Here is a 24386-nt window from a genome sequence, read left to right on the forward strand (position 1 = left end):
TGGTTCGAAGATCTAGGACGCCAGGGAGGTCCGTTCGGGGGCCGCTTCCGACGTCTCGCCCAGCGCGGCGACGATGGCCTGGACCAGAGCGCCGGGCGACAGCGGCTTGGCCACCGCGCCGTTCATGCCGGCGGCGATGTAGGAGGCCTGCTGGTGGGCCAGGGCGTTGGCGGTCATGGCCAGGATCGGGGTGCGGGCCGCCGCGCCGCCCAGGTCGCGGATGCGCCGGGTGGCCTCGACGCCGTCCATGCCGGGCATCTGGATGTCCATGAAGATCAGGTCGAAGCCCTGGCCGCTGCGCTCGACGGCCTCGACACCGAGAAGGCCGTCCTCGGCGGTCTCGACGACCGCGCCCATGGCCTGCAACAGCCGGCCGGCGATCAGGCGATTGGTGGCGTTGTCCTCGACGATCAGCACGCGCAGGCCGGCCAGCAGGGCGGTGTCGGCCGTCTCGTCCGAAGCGGCGGCCTCGACGGCCGGCGGGGCCGCGATCTCCAGCCAGAACAGCGAGCCGCCTTCCGCGGGACTGGAAAACCCGACGTCGCCGTCCATCAGGGCGGCCAGCCGCCGGGTGATCGCCAGGCCCAGGCCCGCGCCGCCGAAGCGCCGCGTGGTCGAGCCGTCGGCCTGGCTGAAGCGCTGGAACAGACCCTCGGCGGTGGCCTGGTCGACGCCCACGCCACTGTCCTGGATCTCGAAGCGCAGGCGCGGCGCGTCCGGTGGGCCGGCCGAGGTCAGCCGCGCCTGGACGCCGCCCTCCAGCGTGAACTTCACGGCGTTGCCCAGCAGGTTGAACAGGCCCTGGCGCAGGCGCAGCGGATCGGCGCCGATCCAGCCGATGCCGGGATCGACGGTGACCTCCAGGCTCAGGCCCTTCTGCCGGGCCTGGGGCCGCAGCAGGTCGGCGACGCTGCGCAGCAGGGCGGCCGGATCGATCGGCTCGGGGTTCAGCTCCAGCTTGCCGGCCTCGATCTTGGAGAAGTCGATGATGTCGTTCAGCAGTTCCGACAGCATGGCCCCGCAGCCCAGGGCCTCGGTCAGCAACTGGCGACCGTCGGCCGACAGTTTCTCGCGCTTGAGCAGATGCATGACGCCCAGCACGCCGTTCATCGGGGTGCGGATCTCGTGGCTCATATTGGCCAGGAACTGCGACTTGGCGTCGGCCGCGCCGAGGGCGGCGTCGCGGGCGGTGACCAGTTCGGTGACGTCCTGGCTGATGCCGATCACGTCCCAGGCCTGGGCGCTGGCCCCGCGCGTCCCGCGCCAGGCGGCCCGCATCCACACCCAGTCCTGGTTGGCCGGGTCGAGATAGCGATAGATCAGCAGGCTGTGGTCGCCAGTGGCCAGGGTGTGGCTGAACGCCTCCCAGACCATCTGCCGGTCGTCGGCGTGGATCGAGGCGGTCATCTCCGCGACGGTCATGGTCCGCACGCCGCCCTGGGGCGAGGACGGGGTGGGGATGTCCTGTTCGAAGACGTAGATCCCCTTGCGCGCATCGAAGCGCCAGACATAGACGCCGGCGGCGTTGCGCAGCAGCTCGTTGGCGCGTTCGGCCTGTTGGCGTTCGAGCCGCCGCGCTCGCTCTTCGGTGAAGTCCTGGATGACGACCAGCAGGGCTTCGCCGCCCAGCGTTTCCGGCAGCAGCTTGGATTGCGAACGGACCCACAGCCAGCCGCCGGTCTTGCGGGCCAGACGGTGCTCGGAGCGGGCCTCGCCCAGGGCGCGCAGGGTCTCGCCGATGCCGATGATGGTGTCGGTGTCGTGCAGGTGGAAGAAGTCGCGGATCGGCCGGCCCAGGGTCTCGGCGGACGTCCAGCCGGTCAGCTTGGTCCAGGCCGGGTTGACGCGGACGATCGCGTCGTTCTCCAGCACCACGAACATGTCGAGGCTGCTCTCGAAGAACCAGTCGGCGGCGGCCTGCTCGACGCTGGGGCCGACCGGACGTTCAGGCGGTGCTGAGGGGGTCTTGTCGCGCAAGTGCTTGCCCATCCCCGTTCCCTAGTTTTCAATTGATATGCGCACGATGGGGTAAAGGGCGAGTTTCGACGTACCGCCCCTTCGATATCCGCCACAAACAGTACGCCGGCTCTCCTGTGAGGACGGTCGCAGGAGGAGCACAGCTTGAGCACGCCCGAAGCCGTGGGTCTGTCGTCGGACCGACTGAAGCGCATCGACGCCTTCCTTCAGGATCGCTACGTCACGCCCGGAAAGCTGCCCTGCGCCTTGGTTCAGGTGTGGCGTCGCGGCCAATTGGCGCACACCACGGTTCTGGGCGCGGCGGACAAGGAACGCGGCCTTCCGCTGACGGCCGACAGCCTGTTCCGCATCTATTCGATGACCAAGCCGATCACCTCGATCGCCTTCATGATGTTGGTCGAGGAGGGCAAGGTCGCGCTGGACGATCCGGTGCACCGCTACATCCCCGCATGGAAGAGTCTCGGTGTTTTCCAGGCCGGGGTGGCGGGCGCCTTCCTGACCAAGCCGGTCGACCAGCCGATGCGGATCGTCGACCTGCTGCGCCATACCGCTGGTTTGACCTACGGCTTCCAGCAGCGCAGCAACGTCGACGCGGCCTATCGCAAGCTGAAGCTGGACGGGGTCGACAGCGAGGGCGGCCTGCTCGACTTCATCGGGACCCTGGGCACGGTGCCGCTGGAGTTCTCGCCGGGCGAGGCCTGGAACTATTCGGTGGCCACCGACGTGCTCGGCTACCTGGTCCAGCTGATCTCCGGCCAGCCGTTCGACGTGTTCCTCAAGGAGAAGATCTTCACGCCGCTGAAGATGGTCGACACCGGCTTCTTCGTGCCCGAGGACCAGCGTCATCGCTTCACCGCCTGCTACACCTTGAACCCCAAGGGCGAGGTGGTGCTGCAGGACGATCCGGCCACCAGCCGTTATCTGTCCGACCCGTCGGTGAAGTCCGGCGGCGGCGGTCTGGTCTCGACGGCCGACGACTACATGCGGTTCTGCCGGATGCTGCTGAACGGCGGCGAGCTGGACGGCGTGCGGATCGTCAGCCCCAAGACGTTGAAGCTGATGACCATGAACCACCTGCCGGGCGGGCTGGAACTGACCCAGATGTCCAAGTCGCTGTTCAGCGAGGCGGTGTTCGAGGGGCTGGGCTTTGGCCTCGGCTTCGCCATGACGGTGGACCAGGCGCGGACTCGGAACCTGGGTTCGCTGGGCGAGTATTTCTGGGGCGGCATGGCCTCGACGGCCTTCTGGATCGACCCGGTCGAGGATCTGGCCGTGGTGTTCATGACCCAGCTGATCCCGTCCTCGGCCTATCCGATCCGCCGCGAACTGCGGACGCTGGTCTATGCGGCCCTGACGGAGAGCAACGCCTAGGGTTCGTGCGTCCTTCGAGGCCCGCTGCGCGGGCGCCTCAGGATGAGGAACGTTGTTGCTGAATTCCTCATCCTGAGGTGCGAGCCGCAGGCGACCCTCGAAGGACGCAAGACCTCACAAGAAAGCGGCGCGGGAGAGGGCTCCCGCGCCGAGTGCGCTTCACCTAAGTCGACACGCCGAGGCAGGCGCGCCGCGTGCGCGCAAGGCGGTCGGCTTCGAAGGTCAGGCACGCGTGCAAGCCGCCACCTGAGCGCCAATCTCCCTACGCGTACGCCCTGGACAGTCGGAGCACATCTCGGCGTTCTCGCGGGGGCGCGGACGCTTCACTCGGCGGCTTCCTCCCCGCCCGCACGGATTGGCTCCGGCTGAAACTTATGTTTTCGAACTTCAAGTATGAGCGCGGCGGCGTCAATGGCCGGCGCCTAATTTGGCGGCGCCGTTACGGACCTCTGGACTTCGTCGCCGGGTCGTGCAGGTTTTGCTTCAAACAACCGTTCAAAAGAACGCAACCACAGACTTGAGGGTGGATACGCCATGGCCGCGATCAACAACGTCACGGATCTGACCGTCGAAGGCGACATCGGCGTCGTCACGCTGAACTCGCCGCCGGTCAACGCCCTGGGCTCGGCCGTGCGCCAGGGCCTGAAGGACGCCTTCGAGGCGGCGATCGCCGATCCGGCGGTCAAGGCCATCGTGCTGATCTGCGAAGGCAAGACCTTCATCGCCGGCGCCGACATCAGCGAGTTCGGCAAGCCGATGACCGGCCCGACCCTGCAGGAGGTGCAGAACGTCATCGAGGGCTCGCCCAAGCCGGTGGTCGCCGCGATCCACGGCACGGTGCTGGGCGGCGGGCTGGAGGTCGCCCTGGTCGCCCACTACCGCGTGGCCGTGCCGTCGGCCAAGGCGGGCCTGCCCGAGGTGAACATCGGCCTGCTGCCCGGCGCCGGCGGCACCCAGCGCCTGCCCCGCGTGGTCGGTCCCGAAAAGGCGCTGGAGATGGTCACCACCGGCCAGCACGTGCCGGCCAAGGCGGCGCTGGCCATGGGCCTGTTCGACAGCCTGGTCGCCGAAGACGCCCTGCGTGACGGGGCCATCGCCTTCGCCCGCGTGGCCCTGGCCGAAGACAAGCCGCTGACCCGCATCCGCGACCAGAACGCCAAGGTCGAGGCCGCGCGCGGCAAGCCCGAGATCTTCAGCGAGTTCCGAGCGGCCAACGCCCGCAAGTTCCGTGGCTTCAAGGCTCCCGAATACAACATCCAGTGCATCGAGGCGGCGGTGAACTTGCCGTTCGACGAAGGGCTGGCCGTCGAGCGCAAGCTGTTCCTGGAACTGGTGGGCGGGAGCCAGTCGGCCGCCCAGCGCCACGTGTTCTTCGCCGAACGCCAGGCCGCCAAGATCCCCGACGTGCCGGACGACACGCCGATCCTGCCGATCAGGAAGGTCGGCGTCATCGGGGCCGGCACCATGGGCGGCGGCATCTCGATGAACTTCCTCAATGTCGGCATCCCGGTGACCATCATCGAGGCCAAACAGGAGAACCTGGATCGCGGCGTGGGCGTGATCCGCAAGAACTACGAGAACACCGCCAAGAAGGGCCGCCTGACCCAGGACGACGTCGAAAAGCGCATGGGCCTGCTGACGCCCTCGATGCACCTGGAAGACCTGGCCGACTGCGACCTGATCATCGAGGCCGTGTTCGAGCTGATGGAGATCAAGCAAGAGGTGTTCGGCAAGCTGGACAAGATCGCCAAGCCCGGCGCGATCCTGGCCTCCAACACCAGCTATCTCGACATCGACGTGATCGCCGCCTCGACCTCGCGGCCGGAAAGCGTGATCGGCCTGCACTTCTTCTCGCCGGCCAATGTGATGAAGCTGCTGGAGATCGTGCGCGGGGCCAAGACCGACAAGTCGGTGATCGCCACCTCCATGCAGATCGGCAAGAAGATCGGCAAGGTCGCGGTGCTGGTCGGCAACTGCCATGGCTTCGTCGGTAACCGCATGCTGGCCCAGCGCCAGCGCGAGGCCCAGAAGCTGATCCTGGAAGGCGCCATGCCCTGGGACGTCGACCGCGTGCTCTACGACTTCGGCCTGCCGATGGGGCCGTTCGCGATGAGCGACCTGGCGGGTCTCGACATCGGCTGGGACCCGGCCAAGACCTCGTCGTCCACCGTGCGCGAAGTGCTGTGCGAGATGGACCGGCGCGGCCAGAAGAACGGCAAGGGCTTCTACGACTACGACGAGAACCGCGTGGCCAAGCCGTCGAAGGAGGTCGAGCAGGTGATCCTCGACTTCGCCGAGAAGCGCCAGATCCAGCGCCGCGAGATCAGCGACCAGGAGATCCTGGAGCGCTGCCTGTATCCGATGGTCAACGAGGGGGCCAAGATCCTGGAGGAGGGCAAGGCCATCCGCGCTTCGGACATCGATACGGTGTGGATCAACGGCTACGGCTGGCCCGTCTATACCGGCGGCCCGATGTTCTGGGGCGAGTTGGTGGGTCTGAAGACCATCCTGGCGAAGATGCAGGAGTTCCAGGCCAAGTTCGGCGACGACTTCAAGCCGTCCGCTCTGCTGGAGCGGCTGGTCGCCGAGGGCAAGGGGTTCAAGGACGCTTGATCCGCTGAGCAAAACCCTCGTCCTTCGACAAGCTCAGGATGAGGGTTTTGACTGCCGACGCTGAGCTTAAGTAGCCCTCATCCCGAGCCTGTCGAAGGACGAGGGCGGTCCCTCGGAGTTTTCGCCATGTCCCCTTCCATCCAAGCCATGATGACCGCCGACTACGGCGTGATGGGCGACATCCTGCGTCAGCGGGCGGCGGAAAACCCCGACCATCCCGCCGTGATCATGGAAACCGGCGAGGCCGTGACCTACGCCCAGTTCGACGCCCTGGCCGACCGGGTCGCCGCCGCCCTGCAGCGCGACGGGATCGGCCAAGGCGAGGCCGTCGCCGTCTGCGCCCTGTCGTCCATTCCGTACACGGCGCTTTTCCTCGGCGCCTTGCGCGCCGGTGTCGCCGTCGCGCCCCTGGCGCCGTCCTCGACGCCCGAGGCCATCGCCGGCATGGTCGCCGACTGCGGCGCGCGGCTGTTCTTCATGGACGCGGGCGTGGCGCAGGCCCAGAAGCCCGCTCCGATCGCCGTGCGCGACATCGCCCTGGACGGGGCCGACTTTGGCGAGGCCTTCGAGACCTGGCTGGCCCCCGTCGGCGCGATCCCGACCGCCGTGGCCATCGCGCCCGAGGACCCGTTCAACATCATCTATTCCAGCGGCACGACCGGCGCGCCCAAGGGCATCGTCCAGTCGCACGGCATGCGCTGGCGGCACGTGTTTCGCGGCGACGCGGTCGGCTACGGCCCCGAGGCCGTCACCCTGCTGTCGACCCCGCTCTATTCCAACACCACCCTGGTCTGCTTCTTCCCCACCCTGGCGGGCGGCGGCGCGGTGGTGCTGATGAAGAAGTTCGACGCCGGCAAGTACCTGGAACTGGCCCAGAAGCATCGCATGACCCACACCATGCTGGTGCCGGTGCAGTATCGCCGCCTGATGGATCGGCCCGACTTCGGCGACTTCGACCTGTCGTCGACCCACCTGAAGTTCTGCACCAGCGCCCCGTTCTCGGCCGAGCTGAAGGCCGACGTCCTCAAGCGCTGGCCCGGCGGCCTGGTCGAATATTTCGGCATGACCGAGGGCGGCGGCACCTGCATCCTGATGGCCCATGAGCATCCGGACAAATTGCACACGGTGGGCAAGCCCGCGCCCGGCCACGACATCCGGCTGATCGACGAGGACGGCGTCCAGGTCGGTCCCGGCGTGGTCGGCGAGATCGTCGGCCGCTCGGCGGGCATGATGAACGGCTATCACGGCCAGCCGGGCAAGACCGCCGAGGCGACGTGGACCTCGCCCGAGGGCTGGCGCTTCATCCGCACCGGCGACGTCGGCCGGTTCGACGAGGAGGGCTTCCTCACCCTGATGGATCGCAAGAAGGACATGATCATCAGCGGGGGCTTCAACATCTATCCCAGCGACATCGAGGCCGAGATCGTCCAGCACCCCGACGTTGTCGAGGCCGCGGTGGTCGGGGTGCCGTCCGACGCCTGGGGCGAATCGCCGGTGGCCTTCGTGGCGCTTAAGCCTCCAAGGGGCGGAGATGCGCGAATTGACGCGGACGGGTTGAGGGCCTGGGTCAATGCTCGCCTGGGCAAGACCCAGCGGCTGGTCGACCTGAAGCTGGTGGAATCCCTGCCCCGCAGCCATATCGGCAAGGTCCTGAAGCGCGAACTGCGCGAGCGTTGGACAGCTTCTGCCTAGGCGGAAGATTCCGAACACATTTTTGCCGCGACGGCGCGCCGCATCGGGACCCTCCGAGTCAGTCGATACGTTTGCTTAACCATAAAGGCGCTGTCGTGTGACAGAGCCGGATTGTTCGGAAGCGACGTCTGATGCAAGCCCTCCCCAAAGCCGCTCTGTCGCCGGAAGCCCGCAAGCAGGCCAAGGCCGAGGCGGCGCTCGCGGCCGCCGGCGTCCCGATGGATTTCGCGGCCGTGGAGAAGGTGCTCCGACAGGGGCTGACCCCCGGTCTCGACGCCAAGCTGGCCGATCGCTTCGACCGTCCCACCGCCGTCCGCGCCGTCTCCACCCGGGTGGCCGCCCTGACCGCCGCCCTGCTTGCCTCGGGCGTGCGCCGCGGCGGGGTCTGCATCGTTCCGGCCCTGGCCTCGGTCGCCACCTTGCAAGCGATCGCCGCCGCCGGCCTGCGGCCCTGGCTGGTCGATGTCGATCCCTACAGCTGGATGTTCGACCCGGCCCACCTGCGCGAGCGCCTGGGCGAGGCTCCGCCGCCGATCGAGGCCATCGTCCCCACCTGCGCTTTCGGCCGCGCCCCCGACATGACCGCCTGGGCCGCCTTCCAGCGCGAGACCGGCCTGCCGATCGTGGTCGACGCCACCGACGGCTTCGATGTGATCATGGACGCCCCAGTCCCCGTGGTCGTCGGCCTGCCGGGCGGGCGCGGCGTGTTCGTGGCCAGCCAGAACGCCGACTTCATCGCCAGGCTTGATGCGCCGGCCTTCGCCGGCGACGCCGGTCTCGAGGGCTGGTCGGGCCAGCGCCTGCGCCTGGCCACCGCCGCCCAGCGCCTGCGCATGCTGCTGCTGGGCGCCCCGATCGGCTTCCAGCCGGGCTGGGGCATGAGCTGGGTGTCCGACGCCTGGGTCGTCAGCCTGCAGGAAGGCGCGGCCCCGGCCGTGGCCGAGAAGCTGGCCGAGATGGGCTATGCGACCAACCCGGTGGGTCCGGGCGTCGTCGTCCGCGACCAGACGCCGGTGGCCGATCGCCTGGCCAAGTCGGTGCTGAGCCTGCCGTTCCACGCGGACCTGGGCATCGCGGAACTGGATGAGCTGGCGGAAGCGGTTCGCAAGGCGCTCTAGCGGCTAACACTTGTCCCCTACGGATCGCTTCGCGATCGTCTTCCCCCAAAGGGGGAAGAGCGCTCCGCCCCCTATGGGGGCGGACAGACGGCGAAGCCGTCAGGTGGGGGCAAGTCAGTGCGCCGCAGCGTACGCCTCGACTTCAGCCACCCGCCGAGCCTTCTCCGCCTCGTCCAAAAACGACCCCGTGAAGCTGTTCTTCGCCAGGGTCACCAGCTCGTCCCGCGTCAGGCCGACAGCCTCCGCCGTCTGCAGATAGTTCTCCAGCAGGTAGCCGCCGAAATAGGCCGGGTCGTCGGAATTGACCGTGGCCTTCAAGCCCAGCTTCAACATCCGCTTCAGTGGATGCTCCTTCAGGTCGCTCACCCCGCACAGCTTCAGGTTCGACAGCGGGCACACCGTCAACGTCGTGCCGTCCTGCACCAGGCGGGCGGTCAGGCAGTCGTCCTCCAGCGCACGGTTGCCATGGTCGATGCGGTCGACATTGATCACGTCCACCGCCTCCCAGACATAGGCCGGCGGGCCTTCCTCGCCGGCGTGGGCCACGACCTTCAGGCCCAGGTCGCGAGCGGCCTGCATCACCCGGGCGAACTTGGCGGGCGGGTGGCCGACTTCCGAGGAGTCCAGGCCGACGCCCGCGATCTTGGAGAGATAAGGCTTGGCGTCTTCCAGCGTGGCGAAGGCGGCGGCCTCGTCCAGATGGCGCAGGAAGCAGAGGATCAGCTTGGAGGTGACGCCCAGCGTACGCTCGGCCTCTTCCATGCCGGCGGTCAGCCCGTCGATCACCGTGCCGAACGCCACGCCGCGATCGGTGTGGGTCTGGGGGTCGAAGAAGATCTCTGCGTGGGTCCCGCCGTCTGCCTTCAGCCGGCGGAAATAGGCCAGGGCCAGGTCCTTGAAGTCGGCCTCCGTCAGCAGCACGCCCGCGCCCTGGTAATAGATGTCCAGGAAGTCCTGCAGGTTGGAGAAGGCGTAGGCGGCGCGGATCTCGTCCACCGTCTTGAACGGCAGGGTCACGCCGTTGCGCGCGGCCAGTTCGAACATCAGCTCGGGCTCGAGGCTGCCCTCGATGTGCATGTGCAGCTCGGCCTTGGGCAGGCCGCGGACGAAGGTTTCGAGAGCGAGATCGGTCATGATGACGTTATGAGCGCTGGGGGCGGGGGTGTTCAACCGAGATCGTGCGGCGAACGCTTGCCCCCTACGGACCGCTTCGCGGTCGTCTTCCCCCGTAGGGGGAAGAGCGCTCCGCCCCCTATGGGGGCGGACAGACCGCGAAGCGGTCAGGTGGGGGCAAGTGGGTGCGCGCCAAACGTGCTAGAAACCCGATCGTGACCTCCGAACGCCTCCCCATCCCCATCGAAGACCCCGGCCCCGACATCGGTTTCGCCGAAGCCCAGGCCTCGGCGCTGTACGGCCGCGACTATCGCAAGGTGCTGGCCAGCGATGACGGCTTCCAGCGGCTGGACGCGGTGGAGCGCCTGGCCGGCGCCCGCGCGGCGCTGTCGGCCCAGGAGGTGGCGGTGATGGACATGGCCGCCGGCCGGGGCCACGCCTTGGCCGAGATCGTCCGCCTGACCAACCGCGAGGCGGCCTTCGTCGAGCCCCTGTTCCTGGGCGCCTGCGCCAAGCTGGTGGCGCACTACGAAGCGGTGGGCGAGGCGGATGATGAGGTCGGGCCCGGGCCGTTGCGGCTGCCGGGACCGTTCCTCTAGCGCCTACGACATCGGCGGGGCGGGCGGCGGCGGTTCGGGCAGGGGGGTGAACTCCTGGTCGTCCAGGTCGGGCAGCTTCATGCGCTGGGCGCGCCAGTCGGCCTTGGCCTGTTCGATCCGCTCCTTGGACGAGGAGACGAAGTTCCACTCGATGAAGCGCGGCCCCACCGGCTCGCCGCCCAGCAGCATGACGGTCGAGGGCTCCAGGGCCTCGAAGACGATCGTTTCGCCCGGCTTGAACACCGCCATCTGGCCGGCGTGCAGCACCTGGCCGTCGACCTCGACCTTGCCGACCGCCACATAGGCCGCGCGCTCGGGATATTCGGCCGGCAGCCCGGCCTTGGCGCCCGCCGCCATTTCCCAGTGCACGTAGAACAGCGGCGAGAACACCGGCACCTTGGCCGAGGCGCCGAACGCCTTGCCGGCCACCAAGGCGGCCTTCAGGCCCTTGTCCTCGAAGATCGGCATCTCGTCGCGGGCGTGGTGCGAGAAGGCCGGGGCGATCTCCTCCTGGCCGTCGGGCAGGGCCACCCAGGCCTGGATGCCGTGCATCTTGCCGCCCACCTCGCGCAGGTGCTCGAAGCGCTCGGAATGGGTGATGCCGCTGCCGGCCGTCATCCAGTTCACCTCGCCGGGACGGATGGCCAGGTTGGAGCCGATGCTGTCCTTGTGGGTGATCTCGCCCTCGAACAGATAGGTCAGGGTCGACAGGCCGATGTGCGGGTGCGGCCGCACGTCGACATTGCGCGGGAAGCCGGGCTCGAACTCGACGGGACCCATGTGGTCGAAGAAGGTGAAGGGCCCCACCATCCGCCGGCTGTGGAACGGCAGCACGCGCCCGACCTCGAAGCCGCCGAGATCCTTGCGGCGCTGGTCGATGACGAGGTCGATCATGGGGAGAGCTCCGGAAGGCTGGAGGCCTTACTGTAGAAGGCGAGGACGGTCCGATCCTAGAACAAAACGGCCGCGCCGGTATCGTTGAACGGTCCACATCCTGAGGGTGAGATCGATCCGAAATCTCCCATTGCGAGTATTTTCTCTCGCCTCTACACTTTCGTCTGACGACGTTCATTCGGGCGAGGGCGGGACAGGACATGCGGGCATCGGTTATCGGCAAGCTGGGAGCGGCCGCCGCGCTGCTCGTCGGTCTCGGCGCGGCCTGGCCCGGGGGCACATTTACCCAGAGCGTCTCCCTCGGCGTCGGCAATGCGATCCCCATGGGGCATGAGTGGCTAACCCGAATGGCGGCGATCGAGGTGCTCGGCGTCTCACCGGTGGCGCCGCCCGACCAGCGCGACCCGAACGATCCGCGCCGGGGTTGGGGGCCGAGAACCGGCGGGGCCTGGAACATCGCTCTCAATACGCCGGGCGCGCAGGCCGAGGCCCAGCGTCTCAAGGGCCATGCGTGGAACGACACCCGCTACGCCTCGCGCTACAAGGCCGTTCATGACGCCATCATCGGCGAGCGATGGGTCGACTTCGCCGGCTACAACGTCATCACCGCCAAGACCTGCTGGGACGCCGTGGCGCAGGAGCCGGCGGACATCCAGTACGACCACTTCATGCGCCGCTACGACGACGTCGGCGGGGCGGGCGGGGTAAACGCCGCCAAGGCCTCGCAGCAGCGCTTCATCCAATACTTCGTCGCCGCCGCCACCGCGCCCAAGACCGCGATCACGGTCTATGACGGCGGGGCCACCGGCTCGGCCGCGGTCACGGTCGACAAGAACTACTTCCTGTTCGGCCGGGCGGTGCACCTGTTCGAAGACTCGTTCAGCTCCGAACACACCGTTCGCGTCCCGGAAGACAACTTCATCAAGGTCCGGCAGGTGAAGAGCTACGTGTGCGCGCTGGGATCCGAGCAGCACACCCACGCGGTTTCGGCGATCCTGAACTATTCCAGCGGCGACGTGATCTGGAAGAACAACGTCGACAGCCGGCTCAATCCCACCTGGACCTCGTACAAGGCCAGCAACATGAAGCCGGTGGCCCTGGTGGCGACAGAGGCGACCAAGGATCTGTGGGCGGCCTTCATCCGCACCATGGGCCTACCCGCCGACCAGCGCGCGGACGCGGCGCGGAAGGAGGCCCAGACCCTCGTCGACCACTGGCTGAGCTACGACAAGGACGAAATGACGGGCTGGTACGACAACGAGTCCCATCGTGACGCCAGCTACGTCCTGGCCGCTGGCCAGTCTGGCAAGGGCAAGACCCAGGCCCAGTGCATGGCGGGCCTCGATGTCGGGACGACCGACCAGATGACCTATATCCGCAAGCTGGAAGCCGACCAGAAGCAGTGCCTCTACAACGCCGTGCCTTGGGCCGGCTATCAGGACCAGTTCGATCCCCAGCTGCACACCTGGTTCTCATGGCGCTGGCGCAACGGGCCGACCGGGAAGCTGCTGGATCCGCCGGCGGGCTGGCAGATTCAGAACCAGCCGGCCGACACCGGAATCCGGGTGCGCATCAAGAGCGTGGCCAACCAGCAGTACATGATCGCCCCTGGCGGCATTTCCAATGGCTCGTGGATCTACAACCGGCCCGGCGCGCCGCTCGACTTCGTCGTGGTCGGGCCCCAGAGCCAGGCGATGTTCCGGTCCGCCGCCGATCCGCTGCTGTTCCTGGACTATCGGGTCGCGGACGGAGCGATGAAGCTTTACGCGCCCGGTGTGATCGAACCCGCCAGCTACGATCTCAAGCCCGCGGGCCAGGGGCGCTCGATCCGCAGCACCTACTGGAACAACTATGTGTGGCTGAAGGGCGACGAGCCCTATCTGACGGGGGCGGGAAATCCCGGCAACGCCAACGCGCAGTGGAAGATCGAGGGTCTGCCCTGAGCGATCGCCGACCTCGGGCTTGAACGGGGCGCGCGGCGCAGCGTTCAAGCCCGGGCGCGGGGGATCCCCCGCCTTGGCCGTCCGGAAGGCGAGAGGCTAGCTCAGCGGGCTGACATAGGGGCTGACCAGACCCAACGGCACGGCCGTGGAGTTCTTGACGCCGCGGATGACGATCCGGCTTTCGATGTTGCTGACCAGGCCCAGCGACAGCAGCTTGTCGCGCAGGAACTCGTCGAAGGCGCGCATGTCGCGGGTGACGATGCGCAGCTCGTAGTCGGCCGCGCCGGTCACGGTGGCGCACTGCACCACCTCGGCCCACTTGCCCACGGCCTGCTCGAACACCTCGAGGTTTTCCTTGGTCGGCAGCGACAGCTTGGCGGTGCAATAGACCTCGAAACCCAGGCCCAGCTTTTCGCGGTCGAGGATCGTCACGCGGCGCTGAATCACGCCCGCGTCTTCAAGGCGCTTGATCCGGCGCCAGCACGGGCTGGAAGACAGCCCGACTCGCTCCGCGATCTCCGCGACGGACAGTCCGGCGTCGTGTTGGATGAGATCCAGGATCTTGGCATCCACGGCGTCGAGTTGTTCGGACAAGATTTCCTCCCCCCAGAGGGTGATTGGCGCGCTGATCTTGCGCAAAGCGGCCTTGAGTCGGGCACACCTTGGGCAAACAATTTCCCCGTTTCTATAAGATATTGCTGAGCGGGCAGGAAGACCCGGGAGGAATTTTTTTGCTATGCGGCACTCGGAAGTCACGCTCGACGACAAATATCTGCTCGAAGATGGTCGCGCGTTCATCACCGGCGTGCAGGCGCTGATCAGAATCCTCCTCGATCGAAAGCGCCTCGACACCCGGGCCGGACTCAATACGGCGGGCTTCCTTTCCGGCTATCGCGGCTCGCCCCTCGGGGGACTGGACCAGCAGGCCGCGCGCCTCTCCAAACTGCTCGGCGCCCATGACGTGGTCTTCAAGGAAGGCCTGAACGAGGACCTGGCCGCCACGGCGGTCTGGGGCAGCCAGCAGGCCAACCTGTTCCCGGGCGCGACGCACGATGGCGTCTTCGGCATGTGGTACGGCAAGGCGCCGGGCGTGGACCGCACCGGCGACGTCTTCAAGCACGCCAATTTCGCCGGAACCTTCCCAACCGGCGGCGTGCTGGCCGTGGCCGGCGACGACCACGCCTGCAAGAGCTCGACCCTGCCGTCGCAGTCGGAATTCGCCTTCCAGGACTTCGAGATGCCGGTGCTGTCGCCGGCCGACGTGCAGGAGGTGCTCGACTACGGCTTGCTGGGCATTTCCATGTCGCGCTTCAGCGGCCTGTGGACCGGCATGATCGCCCTGGCCGACACCATGGACAGCGGCGTGACCATCGACGTCTCGCTGGACCGCCACAAGCTGGTCATTCCCGACTTCTCGATGCCGCCCGGCGGGTTGGGCATCCGGCTGAAGGACCAGCCGATGGAGAAGGAGCGGCGGCTGCGCCTGCACAAGATCCCCGCCGCCCTGGCCTTCGCCCGCGCCAACGGCATCGACCGCGTGGTGCTGGGCGCCCAACATGTGCGTGTCGGCAAGGCGCGCCTGGGCATCGTCTGCCAGGGCCAGGCCTACAAGGACGTGCTGGAGGCCTTCACGGCCATGGGCATGAGCCTTGAGGAGGCCGCCGACCTGGGCGTGTCGATCTACAAGGTCGGCATGCCGTGGCCGCTGGAGCCCCTGGGCATCCGCGCCTTCGCCGCGGGCCTGGAGACCCTGATGGTCATCGAGCACAAGCGCGGGCTCATCGAGCCTCAGGCGCGCGCCGCCCTCTACGACCTGCCGGCCCACGCCCGTCCCCGGATCATCGGCAAGCTGGATGAGCACGGCCACCCGCTGCTGTCGGAGCTGGGCTCGCTGTCGGTGGCCGAAATCGCCCTGGCCATCTACGACCGCCTGCCGCCCGGCCCGCACATGGAGCGGGCCCAGGCCTATCTGAACCGGGTCTCGGCCGCCGGCGTCGCCGCCGTCAGCCTGGCCGCCGACCAGGCCCGCAAGCCGTTCTTCTGCTCGGGCTGCCCGCACAACACCTCGACCAAGCTGCCCGAGGGCAGCCGCGCCCTGGCCGGCATCGGCTGTCACTATATGGCCGGGTTCAACGACCCGATGACCGACCTCAACACCCACATGGGCGGCGAAGGCCTGACCTGGGTGGGGGCCGCGCCCTTCACCACCGAAAAGCACGTCTTCCAGAACCTGGGCGACGGCACCTACAATCACTCCGGATCCCTGGCGATCCGGGCGGCGATCGCGGCCGGGGCCAACATCACCTACAAGCTGCTGTTCAACGACGCGGTCGCCATGACCGGCGGCCAGCGGGCCGAGAGCGGCTTCACCCCGGCCCAGATCACCCGCCAGCTGGCCAGCGAAGGCGTGGCCAAGACGGTGATCGTGGTCGACGAGCTGGAGCGCTATCAGGGCGTCACCGATCTCGCCCCCGGCGTCGAGGTCTTCCCGCGCTCCGAGCTGATGAGCGTGCAGAAGATGCTGCGCGACACGGCCGGCACCACGGTGCTGCTCTACGACCAGACCTGCGCCACCGAAAAGCGCCGCCGTCGCAAGCGCGGCACCATGGCCAAGGCCACCAAGCGGGTGTTCATCAACCCGCTGGTCTGCGAAGGCTGCGGCGACTGCTCGATCAAGTCCAACTGCGTGTCGGTCGAGCCGCTGAACACCGAGTTCGGCCGCAAGCGCAAGATCAACCAGTCGAGCTGTAACCAGGACTACAGCTGCGTCGACGGCTTCTGCCCGTCGTTCATCACCCTGGAAGGGGCCGAGAACACCAAGGCCAAGAAGGCTCCGGCCCTGACGGCCGACTCGACGCCCCTGCCGGTGTTCGAGGACTTCCACGGCGTGCGGAAGATCATCTTCACCGGCGTGGGCGGCACGGGCGTGACCACCGTGGCCTCGATCCTGGCCATGGCGGCCCATGTCGACGGCCGCTCGGGCAGCGTGGTCGACATGACGGGCCTGGCCCAAAAGGGCGGCTCGGTGTTCAGCCACGTCAAGATCGGCGAGACCGAGGAGACGGTGGTCGGCGGCCGCGTGCCCGCCGCCAGCGCCGACGTGCTGATCGCCTGCGACATGCTGGTGGCCGCCTCGCCCGAGGGCCTGTCGCTGTACGCCAAGGACCGCACCGCCGCCTTCGGCAACAGCGACTTCGCGCCCACGGCCGACTTCGTCACCAGCCGCGACGTACGCTTCGACAGCGGGGCCATGGCCCGCCGGATCAAGGGCGCGACCAAGTCGTTCGACGCCTGCCCGGCCCAGCATCTGGCCGAGACCCAGTTCGGGGACGCCATCTTCGCCAACATGATCATGGTCGGCTTCGCCTGGCAGCGCGGCGTGATCCCGCTGTCCAGCCGGGCGGTCTATCGGGCGATCAAGCTGAACGGCGTGGACTACGAGTCCAACCTGGCCGCCTTCGAGCTGGGCCGGAAAGTGGCGCACGACCCGGCTTCGATGGGGCCGCGAGACGCCGATGTGCCGACGCCGGAGACGATGTCGCTGGACGAGCTGATCGCCAAGCGCACGGCCGATCTCGTCGCCTACCAGAACCAGGCCTATGCCGACCGCTACGCCGCCAAGGTGGCCAAGGTCCGTTCGGCCGAAGTGGCCAACGGCGGCGAGGAGAAGGGCCTGCCCCTGACCCGCGCGGCGGCCGTGAACCTCTACAAGCTGATGGCCTACAAGGATGAATACGAGGTCGCCCGGCTCTATACCGACGGCCGGTTCGCGGCCGAGTTGGCCGGGACCTTCAAGGGCGGCAAGGCCAAGGTCTGGCTGGCCCCGCCGATCATCGGCGCCAAGAACAAGGACGGCACGCCGCGCAAGATGGCCTTCGGCGGCTGGATGCTCGACTACGCCTTCCCGCTGATGGCCAGGATGAAGGGCCTGCGCGGCGGTCCGCTGGACGTGTTCGGCGGCACGGAAGAGCGCCGCATGGAGCGCGGCCTGATCGCCGACTACGAGACCACGCTGGACCGCCTGGCCGGCGGCCTGACGCCCGAGCGCCTGCCCCTGGCGGCCCGCATCGCCGCCGTCCCGCAGGACATCCGCGGCTATGGCCACGTCAAGGACGCGGCGGTGGTCAAGGCCAAGGCCGAAGCGGCGACGCTGTGGTCGCAGTGGGAGGGGTGAGGCTCACCCCTTCGACTGGCGACAGGGCTTCCACCTATCTCCGTCTTCCCGGCGAAGGGGCGTCTGACTGGTACGTTCTAGACGCGGTTGGCCTTCGCGATCCCCGCCAGCACCGCCGCGCTGGGCTTGGGCGTGCGCTTGAAGGTCGCGCGGTCCACCTCGCACAGGCCGAAGTGTTTGCTGTAGCCGAAGATCCACTCGAAATTGTCCAGTAGCGACCAGTGGACATAGCCCAGCACGGGCACGCCGGCCGCCACGACCTTCTGCAGTTCGGCCAGGGACTCCGGGATGAACTTGGCGCGGATGGCGTCGTCCGGCGTCCCCACGCCATGCTCGGTGATCATGACCGGCAGGCCCGTGGCTTCGTGCACATAGCGCACGGACCCGGCCAGCGACGGCGCATAGACCTCCACGCCCATTTCGCTGATCGGAACGCCCTTGGGCGGCGGCAGCACGCCCGTCGCGGTGTATTCGGCCCGGGCGTAGTTCTGCGCGCCGACGAAGTCGTCGCCTTTGATGGCGTCCAGCCAGGCGCCGTAATAAAGCGCCCGCTTCTGGTCGCGCAGGCTGTTTTCGCCCACGGCCTGATCGTCGGAGACCGTCAGGCTGACGCCGACCGGCAGGTCGCCGCGCACGGCCTTGATCGCCGCGCGACCGGCCTTGTGCGCCGCCAGCAGGTTGGTCTGGGTGAGCGAGATGTCGTTCAACTGCGGGATCATCCCGTTGCGGAAATTGGTCGATCCGCAGGCGCGGCCGGCGGCGGCGTTCATCTGCTCGACCAAGGCGATCGCCTGCGGGGGCAGGGCGGCGGCGATCACCGCGATCATGTTCGGCTCGTTCAGCGTGACGGCGTAGCCCATGCCGGCGGCCAGGCGCCGCGCGGCCTTGTCGCAATAGCGGGCGAAGAGGTCGGCCGCCTCGGGGCTGGTCCAGCCGCCCAGGGCCGCGAACCAGCGCGGCAGCGAGAAGTGCGAGAAGGTGACCATCGGCGTGATACCGCGCGCATGGCAGCCGTCGATGATACGGGCGTAGTGGTCGAGCGCGGCCTGCGAGAACTCGCCCTGGGCCGGCTCGATCCGCGCCCATTCCAGCGAGAAGCGATAGGTGTCGAGATTCAGCGCCTTGACCAGGTCCAGATCGGTTGCCCAAAGCTCGAAGCTGTTGCAGGCGTCGCCGGACGACTGCTGGAACAGGGTCGGCTGGATGTGTTCGAGCAGCCAGATGTCGCTGCCGACGTTGCCGCCCTCGACCTGGTGGCCGGCCGTGGCCGCGCCCCATCGGAAGCCGGCCGGAAATCCCGCGCGCGTGGCGGCCTGAGCGCTCCCGGCCGTCAGGGTGGCCGACATCGCCGCCGCCGCGCCCGTGGCCGCCAGCATCGTTCGACGATCCATGTCCATGAGTGTTCCTTCCCTTCGAGATCAGGCGGTCTGAGCGCCGCCGCTTGTGTTTCGCGTCTAGGGCGTTGGTCGCAGCAGCTTGTCGGCCAGCTTGTCCCACTCGCCGACCAGGTCGAACGCCTGCTGGTCGCGCAGCCACTGCAGCTCCAGTCCGTCGAGGGCGGCCAGCACCTGGCGCGCCAGGCTGTCGGCGTCGGTGTCGATCACGCCCAGCAGGCGGGTGAACATCTGGTGAGCCGCCGTGTCGCGTTGCCGGAAATAGGCGTGGGCCGGATGGTCGGGCGCCATCGCCTCGACCCGCAGCATGGCGTAGAGGCGGACGAACTCCGGCTTTTCCCTGTTGCGCTGGACCAGGGCGCGCAGGATGTGGCGCACGGCCAGCGGCGTGCGCCGGGCGGGATCGGCCGCCTCGCCCAGGGCGGCGGCGATGGCGATCTCGTCCTGCCGGTCCCGCTCGTCCAGCACCGCGGTCAGCAGGGCCGCCTTCGAGCCGAAGTGATGCAGCAGGCCCGCGTCGGTCATCTCGCAGCGGACGGCCAGGTCCTTGATGCTGAAGCCGTGAAAGCCCTTGTCGCCGATGATCTCGACCGCGGCGGCCAGGATGAGGGCGCGCCGGTCGTCCTTGCTCATGCGGATGTGGCTGCGGCTCATGGCGGGCGGCTCGTCCCAAAAACCTTACCTAGCGATCACTAGGTAAGGTTTCGGCGGCCGTCAAGGTGGGCGCGGGCTCGTCTATCGCTGCGCCGTGCCGTCGGACCGGTCGGGCTTGACGCCGGTGGCGCGGATGTTGGTCACCGACTGCAGGGTCCCGAACCAGAACGGCGAGCCCAACGAAACGGCCAGGCCGGTGATCGCCAGGCCCAGAAGGGTCAGGAAGATCTTCACCGTCGCGCTCCAGCCGCTGCGATAGGGCGCGGCGCAGGTGGACGTCGGCCGCTTGCTGGGCGGCAGCGACTTCAGCGGCTGGTGGACCAGCGCGCACAGGCTTTCCTGGCTCCAGCCGATCGGCAGGGGCAGTTCCTGGGCCAGCGCCGCGCCTTTCTCTTCGCCGTCGCAGGCGCATTCGGGCGCCGCGTCCCCGGTGTCCGAGGGCGCGGCGGTCTCGTCAGTGGCGGCGGTCGGGGCCGGGGCGGTCAGGCGCGTCTGCAGGCCTCGCGCGTCCTCGGCGCTCTGGGCCGACTGCGAGGCCTGGGCCACCAGGCCGGCGCGGGCCACGGGGTCGCGCCACAGGTTGTCGATCAGCTGTATCGAATTGACGTTGAAGGCCAGGGCCACGGCGAAACCGGCCCAGAAGGTCAGTCGCTGGATCCAGCGCTTGTAGGCGCCGCTGGTGCGGTCCATGGCCCGATCGAACCAGGTGGCTACGTTGGTCTGGAACACATCGAGCTTGCCCTCGGCGTCGTCCAGCATCGGCAGCAGGGCGTTCTTCAGCCGCTCGTTGTTCTCGATGCCGGCCACGGCGGTCTTCAGCTGGGTGAAGCTGAGGTGGGCGGTCTCGGACGGCTTCAGCGTCTCGGTCAGGGCCAGGGCGAAGGTCTTGCCCGGGATGTAGGATGGCGCGTTCTTCAGCAGCGCGCCGCGCTGGGTGCAGTGGTCTTCGGCGGTGTTGTGGGATTTCAGGGCGCTGATCAGCGGGTGGTTCCAGACCGCGCACATCTCGGGCGACCACTCGCCGGTCTTCTTCTCGGTCCCGTCGCCGCCCAACAGGCTCTGCACCCGCTGCAGCAGATATTCGCTGCGCTTGTTGAGGAAGCTGGAGACGTATTCGTTCATCGCGGTGACGAACAGGCTGACCAGCAAATAGACGAAGATCAGCCCGATCGCGACGTCGAGCGCGGCGCCGAAGTTCATGATGCCCTTCCCTGGGGCTGGCTCCCGCGACCAGCATGCCTCAACCTTGTCGAGCAAGGTTTCACAGCTCTCGAAAAAGGGCAATGAAGGGCGCGTACGTCGCCGACGGGTGGCGCGGGCGCGGGGGCGTGATAGGCTGAGGCCATGAACAAGCCCGTTCGCCCTGGATCCGTGGCCGTCAACCTGGCGCCGGACGACGCCTTCGATCTCGAGGCGAGAGTCGCGCGAGGTGAGTTCTCGTCGCTGGATGAGGCGGTCGCCGCCGAATTGGCCGAACTGAACTATCGCCGGGCTTCGGAGATCATGGGGGGATCCGAGAAGCTCGAACGTTTCCTCAACGAACTTGAAGCCGAGTCGATCGATCCCAAGGACTACTTGGACGCGGGCCTCGTCTTTGACGAATTGCTGGCGGACCTGAAGGCGCGCGCCGAGGCCGCTGGCGAGTGAGCCGAAGACTTGTCGTAACGCGGCGCGCGCAACGTGATCTGAAACGCATTGGCGACGACATCGCGGCGGACAGCCCACGCGCGGCGGAGCGGTTTGTGTCCACCTTGCGAGCGAACCTGGAAAAGCTCGCTCCCTTTCCCTTCGCGGCCCAGGCCGTCGGCGATCATCCTCGCTTTCGTCGGCTACCGTATGGAGCCTACGTCGTCTTCTACGAGGTGACCGACGACGAGGTTCTGATCCGCGCCATAGAGCATTCGGCGACCCTCAAATGACCCAAGAGTTTGATTTCGACGCCGTCGTCGTGGGCGCTGGCGCGGTCGGTCTGGCCTGCGGCTACGCTCTGTCCCAGCGTGGGCTGGTCGTGGCTGTGCTGGAGGGCGAGGGCCACATCGGCCAAGGCGTGTCGTCGCGCAATTCCGAGGTGATCCACGGTGGGCTCTACTATCCGACCGGCTCGCTGAAGGCGCGGTTCTGCGTGCAAGGGCGGCGGCTGCTGTACGCGTTCCTCGACAAGCATCACCTCGACTACAAGAAGTGCGGCAAGCTGGTGGTGGCGACCAGCCAGAGCGAGATCCCGCAGCTGGAGGCGATCTACCAGCAGGCGCTCGACAACGACGTCGAGGGCATGGAGCACCTGACCGGGGCGCAGGCCCGGGCCCTGGAGCCCGGCCTCAACGCCCACACCGCCCTGCTGTCGCCGGAGAGCGGCGTGTTCGCCAGCCACGACTACATGCTGGCCCTGCAGGGCGAGATCGAGGCGGCCGGCGGGGCGGTGGTGGTCAACACACCGTTCGAGGGCGCGACGCCCCTGGCCGGCGGCGGCTTCACCGTGCGGATCGGCGGGGCCGAGGCGGCCAGCCTGTCCTGCCGCCTGCTGGTCACCGCGCCTGGTCTCTCCGCGCAGGGCGTGGCCGCGACCATCGAGGGTTTCCCCGCCGACAAGATCCCCAAGGCCCACTACGGAAAGGGCGTCTATTTCCGGCTGGCGGCCAAGGCGCCGTTTCAGCGGCTGATCTATCCGCCGCCGATCCACGGAGCCCTGGGCACCCACTACCGCAACGACCTGGGTGGCCAGGCGGTGTTCGGGCCCGACCTGGAATATGTGCCGGCCCCCGACTATTCGGTCGACCCGTCCAAGGCGGCGGCCTTCGCCGCCTATATCCGCAAGTTCTGGCCCGATGTGCCCGAAGATCTTCTGGTTCCCGACTACGCCGGCGTGCGGCCCAAGATCCACGGCCCGGACGAGCCCCAGCCCGACTTCCTGCTGAGCGGCGTCGACATCCATGGGCTCGCAGGCCTGATGGCCCTGTTCGGCATCGAGAGCCCGGGCCTGACCAGTTCGCTGGCGATCGGCGAAGAGGTCGCCCGGCGGCTGACCGCCTAGGATCTTGACACCAAGTTCGGCTTCGCGCGTTGCAATCTTGGCTTTTCAGGAGGGCGTGATGCTGGACGACTTCATCGACAGACTGATTTCGCGGATGATGGCCGGGGCGGGCCTGATCATGGCCGCGGCCATCGCCGCCGTGGCCGGGGCGATGGCGGTGTTCGCCTTCCTGGCCCAGTGGGTCGGCTCGGCCTGGGCCTACGCGATCGTCGCGATCGTGGCCGCGGTGGTGGTGACCATCTGGTCGCTGGTGCACAAGCGGCACCTGGCCCGCACCCGCCAGCCGCCGCTGGACCAGCGCGTGCTGGCCATGATGCAGTCGCACCCCACCGCCTCGTTCATGGCCGGCATGGCCGCCGCGACCCTGATGAAGGGCAAGCCGTCGCTGGCGGCGAGCCTTTGGGAAGCGCGCAAGGGGAAGCCGAAGTAGGCGGTCCTCCCCCCTGTGGGGGAGGTGTCGGCGAAGCCGACGGATGGGGAGTGATCGGCAGGCGACCGTAGTCTGGATCGTCGACCCTAAAACTCCCCCCACCGGCCTTCGGCCGCCTCCCCCACAGGGGGAGGATTTAGGTCTTCGGAACCAGCTTCAGCACCCGACCGTCATCCTCGTCGGTGACCAGGTACAGCGCCCCGTCCGGCCCCACGACCACGTCGCGGATGCGGAAGCCCAGCTCCGACAGCAGGCGCTCCTCGCCGACCACCTTGTCGTCCTTCAGGGTCAAGCGCACCAAGTAGCCCTTGAGGCCGCCGACGAACAGGCTGCCCTTCCAGGCCGGGAACAGGCTTCCGTCATAGAAGGCCAGGCCGGAGGGCGCGATCACCGGATCCCAGTAGTAGACCGGCTGCTCCAGGCCCGCCTGGCTGGTGATCCCGCCCAGGATCGGCTTGCCCGAATAGTCCTCGCCATAGGTGATGGTCGGCCAGCCATAGTCCTTGCCCGGCTGGGGCTTGTTCAGTTCGTCGCCGCCCTTGGCGCCGTGTTCCACCGTCCACAGCTGGCCGGTCCACGGGTTGAGCGTCGCGCCCTGGATATTGCGGTGGCCGACCGACCAGATCTCGGGCTTGGCCTGCGGATTGCCGACATAGGGGTTGTCGGCCGGGATCGAACCGTCGGGGCGGATGCGGACAAGCTTGCCGACGCTCACGTCCAGGTTCCGGGCGTTGGCCTTGTCGTACGGCACGCCCCGGTCGCCGCCGGTGACGAACAACGCCCCGTCGCGGGCGAACACCAGGCGGCCGCCGAACTGCAGCGGCGAGGACGACGCCGGCATCTGCCGCCAAAGCACCTGCACGTTCTCCAGGCGCGGCTGGGCGCCCAGCACCAGCTTGGCGCGGGCGGCGGTGGCGCCGGCCCCGCCGTCGCGCGGCTCGGCGTAGGTCCAGTAAATCAGGCCGGTCTTGGCGAAGTCAGGCGACAGGACCACGTCGAACAGGCCGCCCTGGCCCTGGGCCCAGACCTCGGGCAGGCCGGCGACGGGCGGCGACAGCTTGCCGTCGGTTCCCAGGATCCGCAGACGGCCGGCGCGCTCGGTGACTAGCTTGGAGCCATCGGGCAGGAAGGCCAGGCTCCACGGGTGGTCCAGCCCCGTGGCCAGGGTCTCGACCGTATAGGCCACGCCCAGGTTCTCTTCCGGCGCGCGGGTCTGCTGCGGGAAGGCCGGGGTCTGCCCCTCGGCGTTGGGCGGCCGGGTCTGGACCGGCGGGTTGGGCAGGGCGCTGGCCGTGTTGGCGGGACCGCAGGCCGACAGGACCAGGGCGGCGAGGGCGAAATGGCGAAGACGCATGAAACTGTCCTGGTGAGGGGCGACGATTG

The 24386-nt window shown here is 68.1% G+C and carries 19 protein-coding genes and 1 pseudogene; 11 read left to right on the plus strand and 9 right to left on the minus strand.

Features of this window, described 5'->3' with window-relative positions; genetic code table 11:
- Positions 1 to 12: 12 nt before the first annotated feature.
- Positions 13 to 1989, minus strand: a complete 1977-nt coding sequence (locus G3M62_RS04305) for a response regulator (protein WP_165185006.1) — start codon at positions 1987 to 1989, stop codon at positions 13 to 15.
- A gap of 132 nt (positions 1990 to 2121) precedes the next feature.
- Here G3M62_RS04305 and G3M62_RS04310 point away from each other — a divergent pair, with 132 nt between their 5' ends.
- Positions 2122 to 3348 (plus strand): serine hydrolase domain-containing protein, encoded by a 1227-nt coding sequence (locus G3M62_RS04310; protein WP_165185008.1) that lies wholly within the window; start codon positions 2122 to 2124, stop codon positions 3346 to 3348.
- Here the strand turns inward: G3M62_RS04310 and G3M62_RS04315 are convergent.
- Positions 3346 to 3438, minus strand: a pseudogene (locus G3M62_RS04315) (hypothetical protein); the annotation flags it as partial. The gene G3M62_RS04310 and the pseudogene G3M62_RS04315 sit on opposite strands and share 3 nt — an antisense overlap.
- 444 nt (positions 3439 to 3882) lie before the next feature.
- Between G3M62_RS04315 and G3M62_RS04320 the strand changes: the two are divergent.
- From G3M62_RS04320 to G3M62_RS04330, 3 genes are all read left to right on the plus strand, one after another.
- Positions 3883 to 5961 carry a 3-hydroxyacyl-CoA dehydrogenase NAD-binding domain-containing protein gene (locus G3M62_RS04320; protein WP_165185010.1) on the plus strand — a complete coding sequence of 693 codons (2079 nt, stop codon included), beginning with the start codon at positions 3883 to 3885 and terminating at the stop codon, positions 5959 to 5961.
- A gap of 126 nt (positions 5962 to 6087) precedes the next feature.
- On the plus strand, positions 6088 to 7653 hold the full coding sequence (locus G3M62_RS04325; RefSeq protein WP_165185011.1) for a class I adenylate-forming enzyme family protein: 1566 nt from the start codon (positions 6088 to 6090) through the stop codon (positions 7651 to 7653).
- Positions 7654 to 7784: 131 nt separating this feature from the next.
- Complete coding sequence (locus tag G3M62_RS04330) at positions 7785 to 8771, plus strand: DegT/DnrJ/EryC1/StrS family aminotransferase (RefSeq protein WP_165185013.1); 987 nt, start codon at positions 7785 to 7787, stop codon at positions 8769 to 8771.
- Positions 8772 to 8885: 114 nt separating this feature from the next.
- Here the strand turns inward: G3M62_RS04330 and G3M62_RS04335 are convergent, their stop codons facing one another.
- Positions 8886 to 9905, minus strand: coding sequence for an adenosine deaminase (locus G3M62_RS04335; RefSeq protein WP_165185015.1), 1020 nt, complete (start codon positions 9903 to 9905; stop codon positions 8886 to 8888).
- 194 nt (positions 9906 to 10099) lie between these two features.
- On the opposite strand from G3M62_RS04335, the gene G3M62_RS04340 reads away from it, so the two are divergent.
- Positions 10100 to 10483 (plus strand): hypothetical protein, encoded by a 384-nt coding sequence (locus tag G3M62_RS04340; RefSeq protein WP_165185016.1) that lies wholly within the window; start codon positions 10100 to 10102, stop codon positions 10481 to 10483.
- 3 nt (positions 10484 to 10486) lie between these two features.
- Here G3M62_RS04340 and G3M62_RS04345 read toward each other — a convergent pair whose 3' ends face one another.
- Entirely contained in the window at positions 10487 to 11377 is an 891-nt protein-coding gene (locus tag G3M62_RS04345) for a pirin family protein (RefSeq protein WP_165185018.1), read from the minus strand.
- 200 nt (positions 11378 to 11577) lie between these two features.
- On the opposite strand from G3M62_RS04345, the gene G3M62_RS04350 reads away from it, so the two are divergent.
- Positions 11578 to 13320, plus strand: coding sequence for a hypothetical protein (locus tag G3M62_RS04350; RefSeq protein WP_205691940.1), 1743 nt, complete (start codon positions 11578 to 11580; stop codon positions 13318 to 13320).
- Positions 13321 to 13416: 96 nt separating this feature from the next.
- Here G3M62_RS04350 and G3M62_RS04355 read toward each other — a convergent pair whose 3' ends face one another.
- Positions 13417 to 13914 carry an Lrp/AsnC family transcriptional regulator gene (locus G3M62_RS04355; RefSeq protein ID WP_029914476.1) on the minus strand — a complete coding sequence of 166 codons (498 nt, stop codon included), beginning with the start codon at positions 13912 to 13914 and terminating at the stop codon, positions 13417 to 13419.
- Between the two features lie 142 nt (positions 13915 to 14056).
- Here G3M62_RS04355 and G3M62_RS04360 point away from each other — a divergent pair, with 142 nt between their 5' ends.
- Complete coding sequence (locus G3M62_RS04360; RefSeq protein ID WP_165185020.1) at positions 14057 to 17494, plus strand: indolepyruvate ferredoxin oxidoreductase family protein; 3438 nt, start codon at positions 14057 to 14059, stop codon at positions 17492 to 17494.
- A gap of 77 nt (positions 17495 to 17571) precedes the next feature.
- Here the strand turns inward: G3M62_RS04360 and G3M62_RS04365 are convergent, their stop codons facing one another.
- The 3 genes from G3M62_RS04365 to G3M62_RS04375 all read right to left on the minus strand — a co-directional run bounded on the left by G3M62_RS04365 (position 17572) and on the right by G3M62_RS04375 (position 20742).
- On the minus strand, positions 17572 to 18885 hold the full coding sequence (locus G3M62_RS04365; RefSeq protein WP_205691941.1) for a glycoside hydrolase family 1 protein: 1314 nt from the start codon (positions 18883 to 18885) through the stop codon (positions 17572 to 17574).
- A gap of 63 nt (positions 18886 to 18948) precedes the next feature.
- Complete coding sequence (locus G3M62_RS04370; protein ID WP_165185024.1) at positions 18949 to 19542, minus strand: TetR/AcrR family transcriptional regulator; 594 nt, start codon at positions 19540 to 19542, stop codon at positions 18949 to 18951.
- An 81-nt stretch (positions 19543 to 19623) separates the two neighbouring features.
- Positions 19624 to 20742 carry a hypothetical protein gene (locus tag G3M62_RS04375; protein ID WP_165185025.1) on the minus strand — a complete coding sequence of 373 codons (1119 nt, stop codon included), beginning with the start codon at positions 20740 to 20742 and terminating at the stop codon, positions 19624 to 19626.
- A 171-nt stretch (positions 20743 to 20913) separates the two neighbouring features.
- Here G3M62_RS04375 and G3M62_RS04380 point away from each other — a divergent pair, with 171 nt between their 5' ends.
- From G3M62_RS04380 to G3M62_RS04395, 4 genes are read left to right on the plus strand one after another with little or no spacing between them, the layout of a single operon-like run.
- Positions 20914 to 21189, plus strand: coding sequence for a hypothetical protein (locus G3M62_RS04380; RefSeq protein WP_246263466.1), 276 nt, complete (start codon positions 20914 to 20916; stop codon positions 21187 to 21189).
- On the plus strand, positions 21186 to 21461 hold the full coding sequence (locus G3M62_RS04385) for a type II toxin-antitoxin system RelE/ParE family toxin (RefSeq protein WP_165185029.1): 276 nt from the start codon (positions 21186 to 21188) through the stop codon (positions 21459 to 21461). Before G3M62_RS04380 ends, G3M62_RS04385 begins: the two co-directional genes overlap by 4 nt.
- Positions 21458 to 22573, plus strand: a complete 1116-nt coding sequence (locus G3M62_RS04390) for an NAD(P)/FAD-dependent oxidoreductase (RefSeq protein ID WP_165185030.1) — start codon at positions 21458 to 21460, stop codon at positions 22571 to 22573. Before G3M62_RS04385 ends, G3M62_RS04390 begins: the two co-directional genes overlap by 4 nt.
- Positions 22574 to 22631: 58 nt before the next feature.
- Complete coding sequence (locus G3M62_RS04395; protein WP_165185032.1) at positions 22632 to 23003, plus strand: hypothetical protein; 372 nt, start codon at positions 22632 to 22634, stop codon at positions 23001 to 23003.
- A 136-nt stretch (positions 23004 to 23139) separates the two neighbouring features.
- On the opposite strand, the gene G3M62_RS04400 is transcribed toward G3M62_RS04395, so the two are convergent.
- The gene (locus G3M62_RS04400) at positions 23140 to 24357 is read right to left on the minus strand and encodes a PQQ-dependent sugar dehydrogenase (protein ID WP_165185034.1); all 1218 of its coding nucleotides are present in this window, start codon (positions 24355 to 24357) and stop codon (positions 23140 to 23142) included.
- Positions 24358 to 24386 lie beyond the last annotated feature (29 nt).

Origin of the sequence: Caulobacter soli, from assembly GCF_011045195.1 — a bacterium.
Taxonomy (GTDB): domain Bacteria; phylum Pseudomonadota; class Alphaproteobacteria; order Caulobacterales; family Caulobacteraceae; genus Caulobacter; species Caulobacter soli.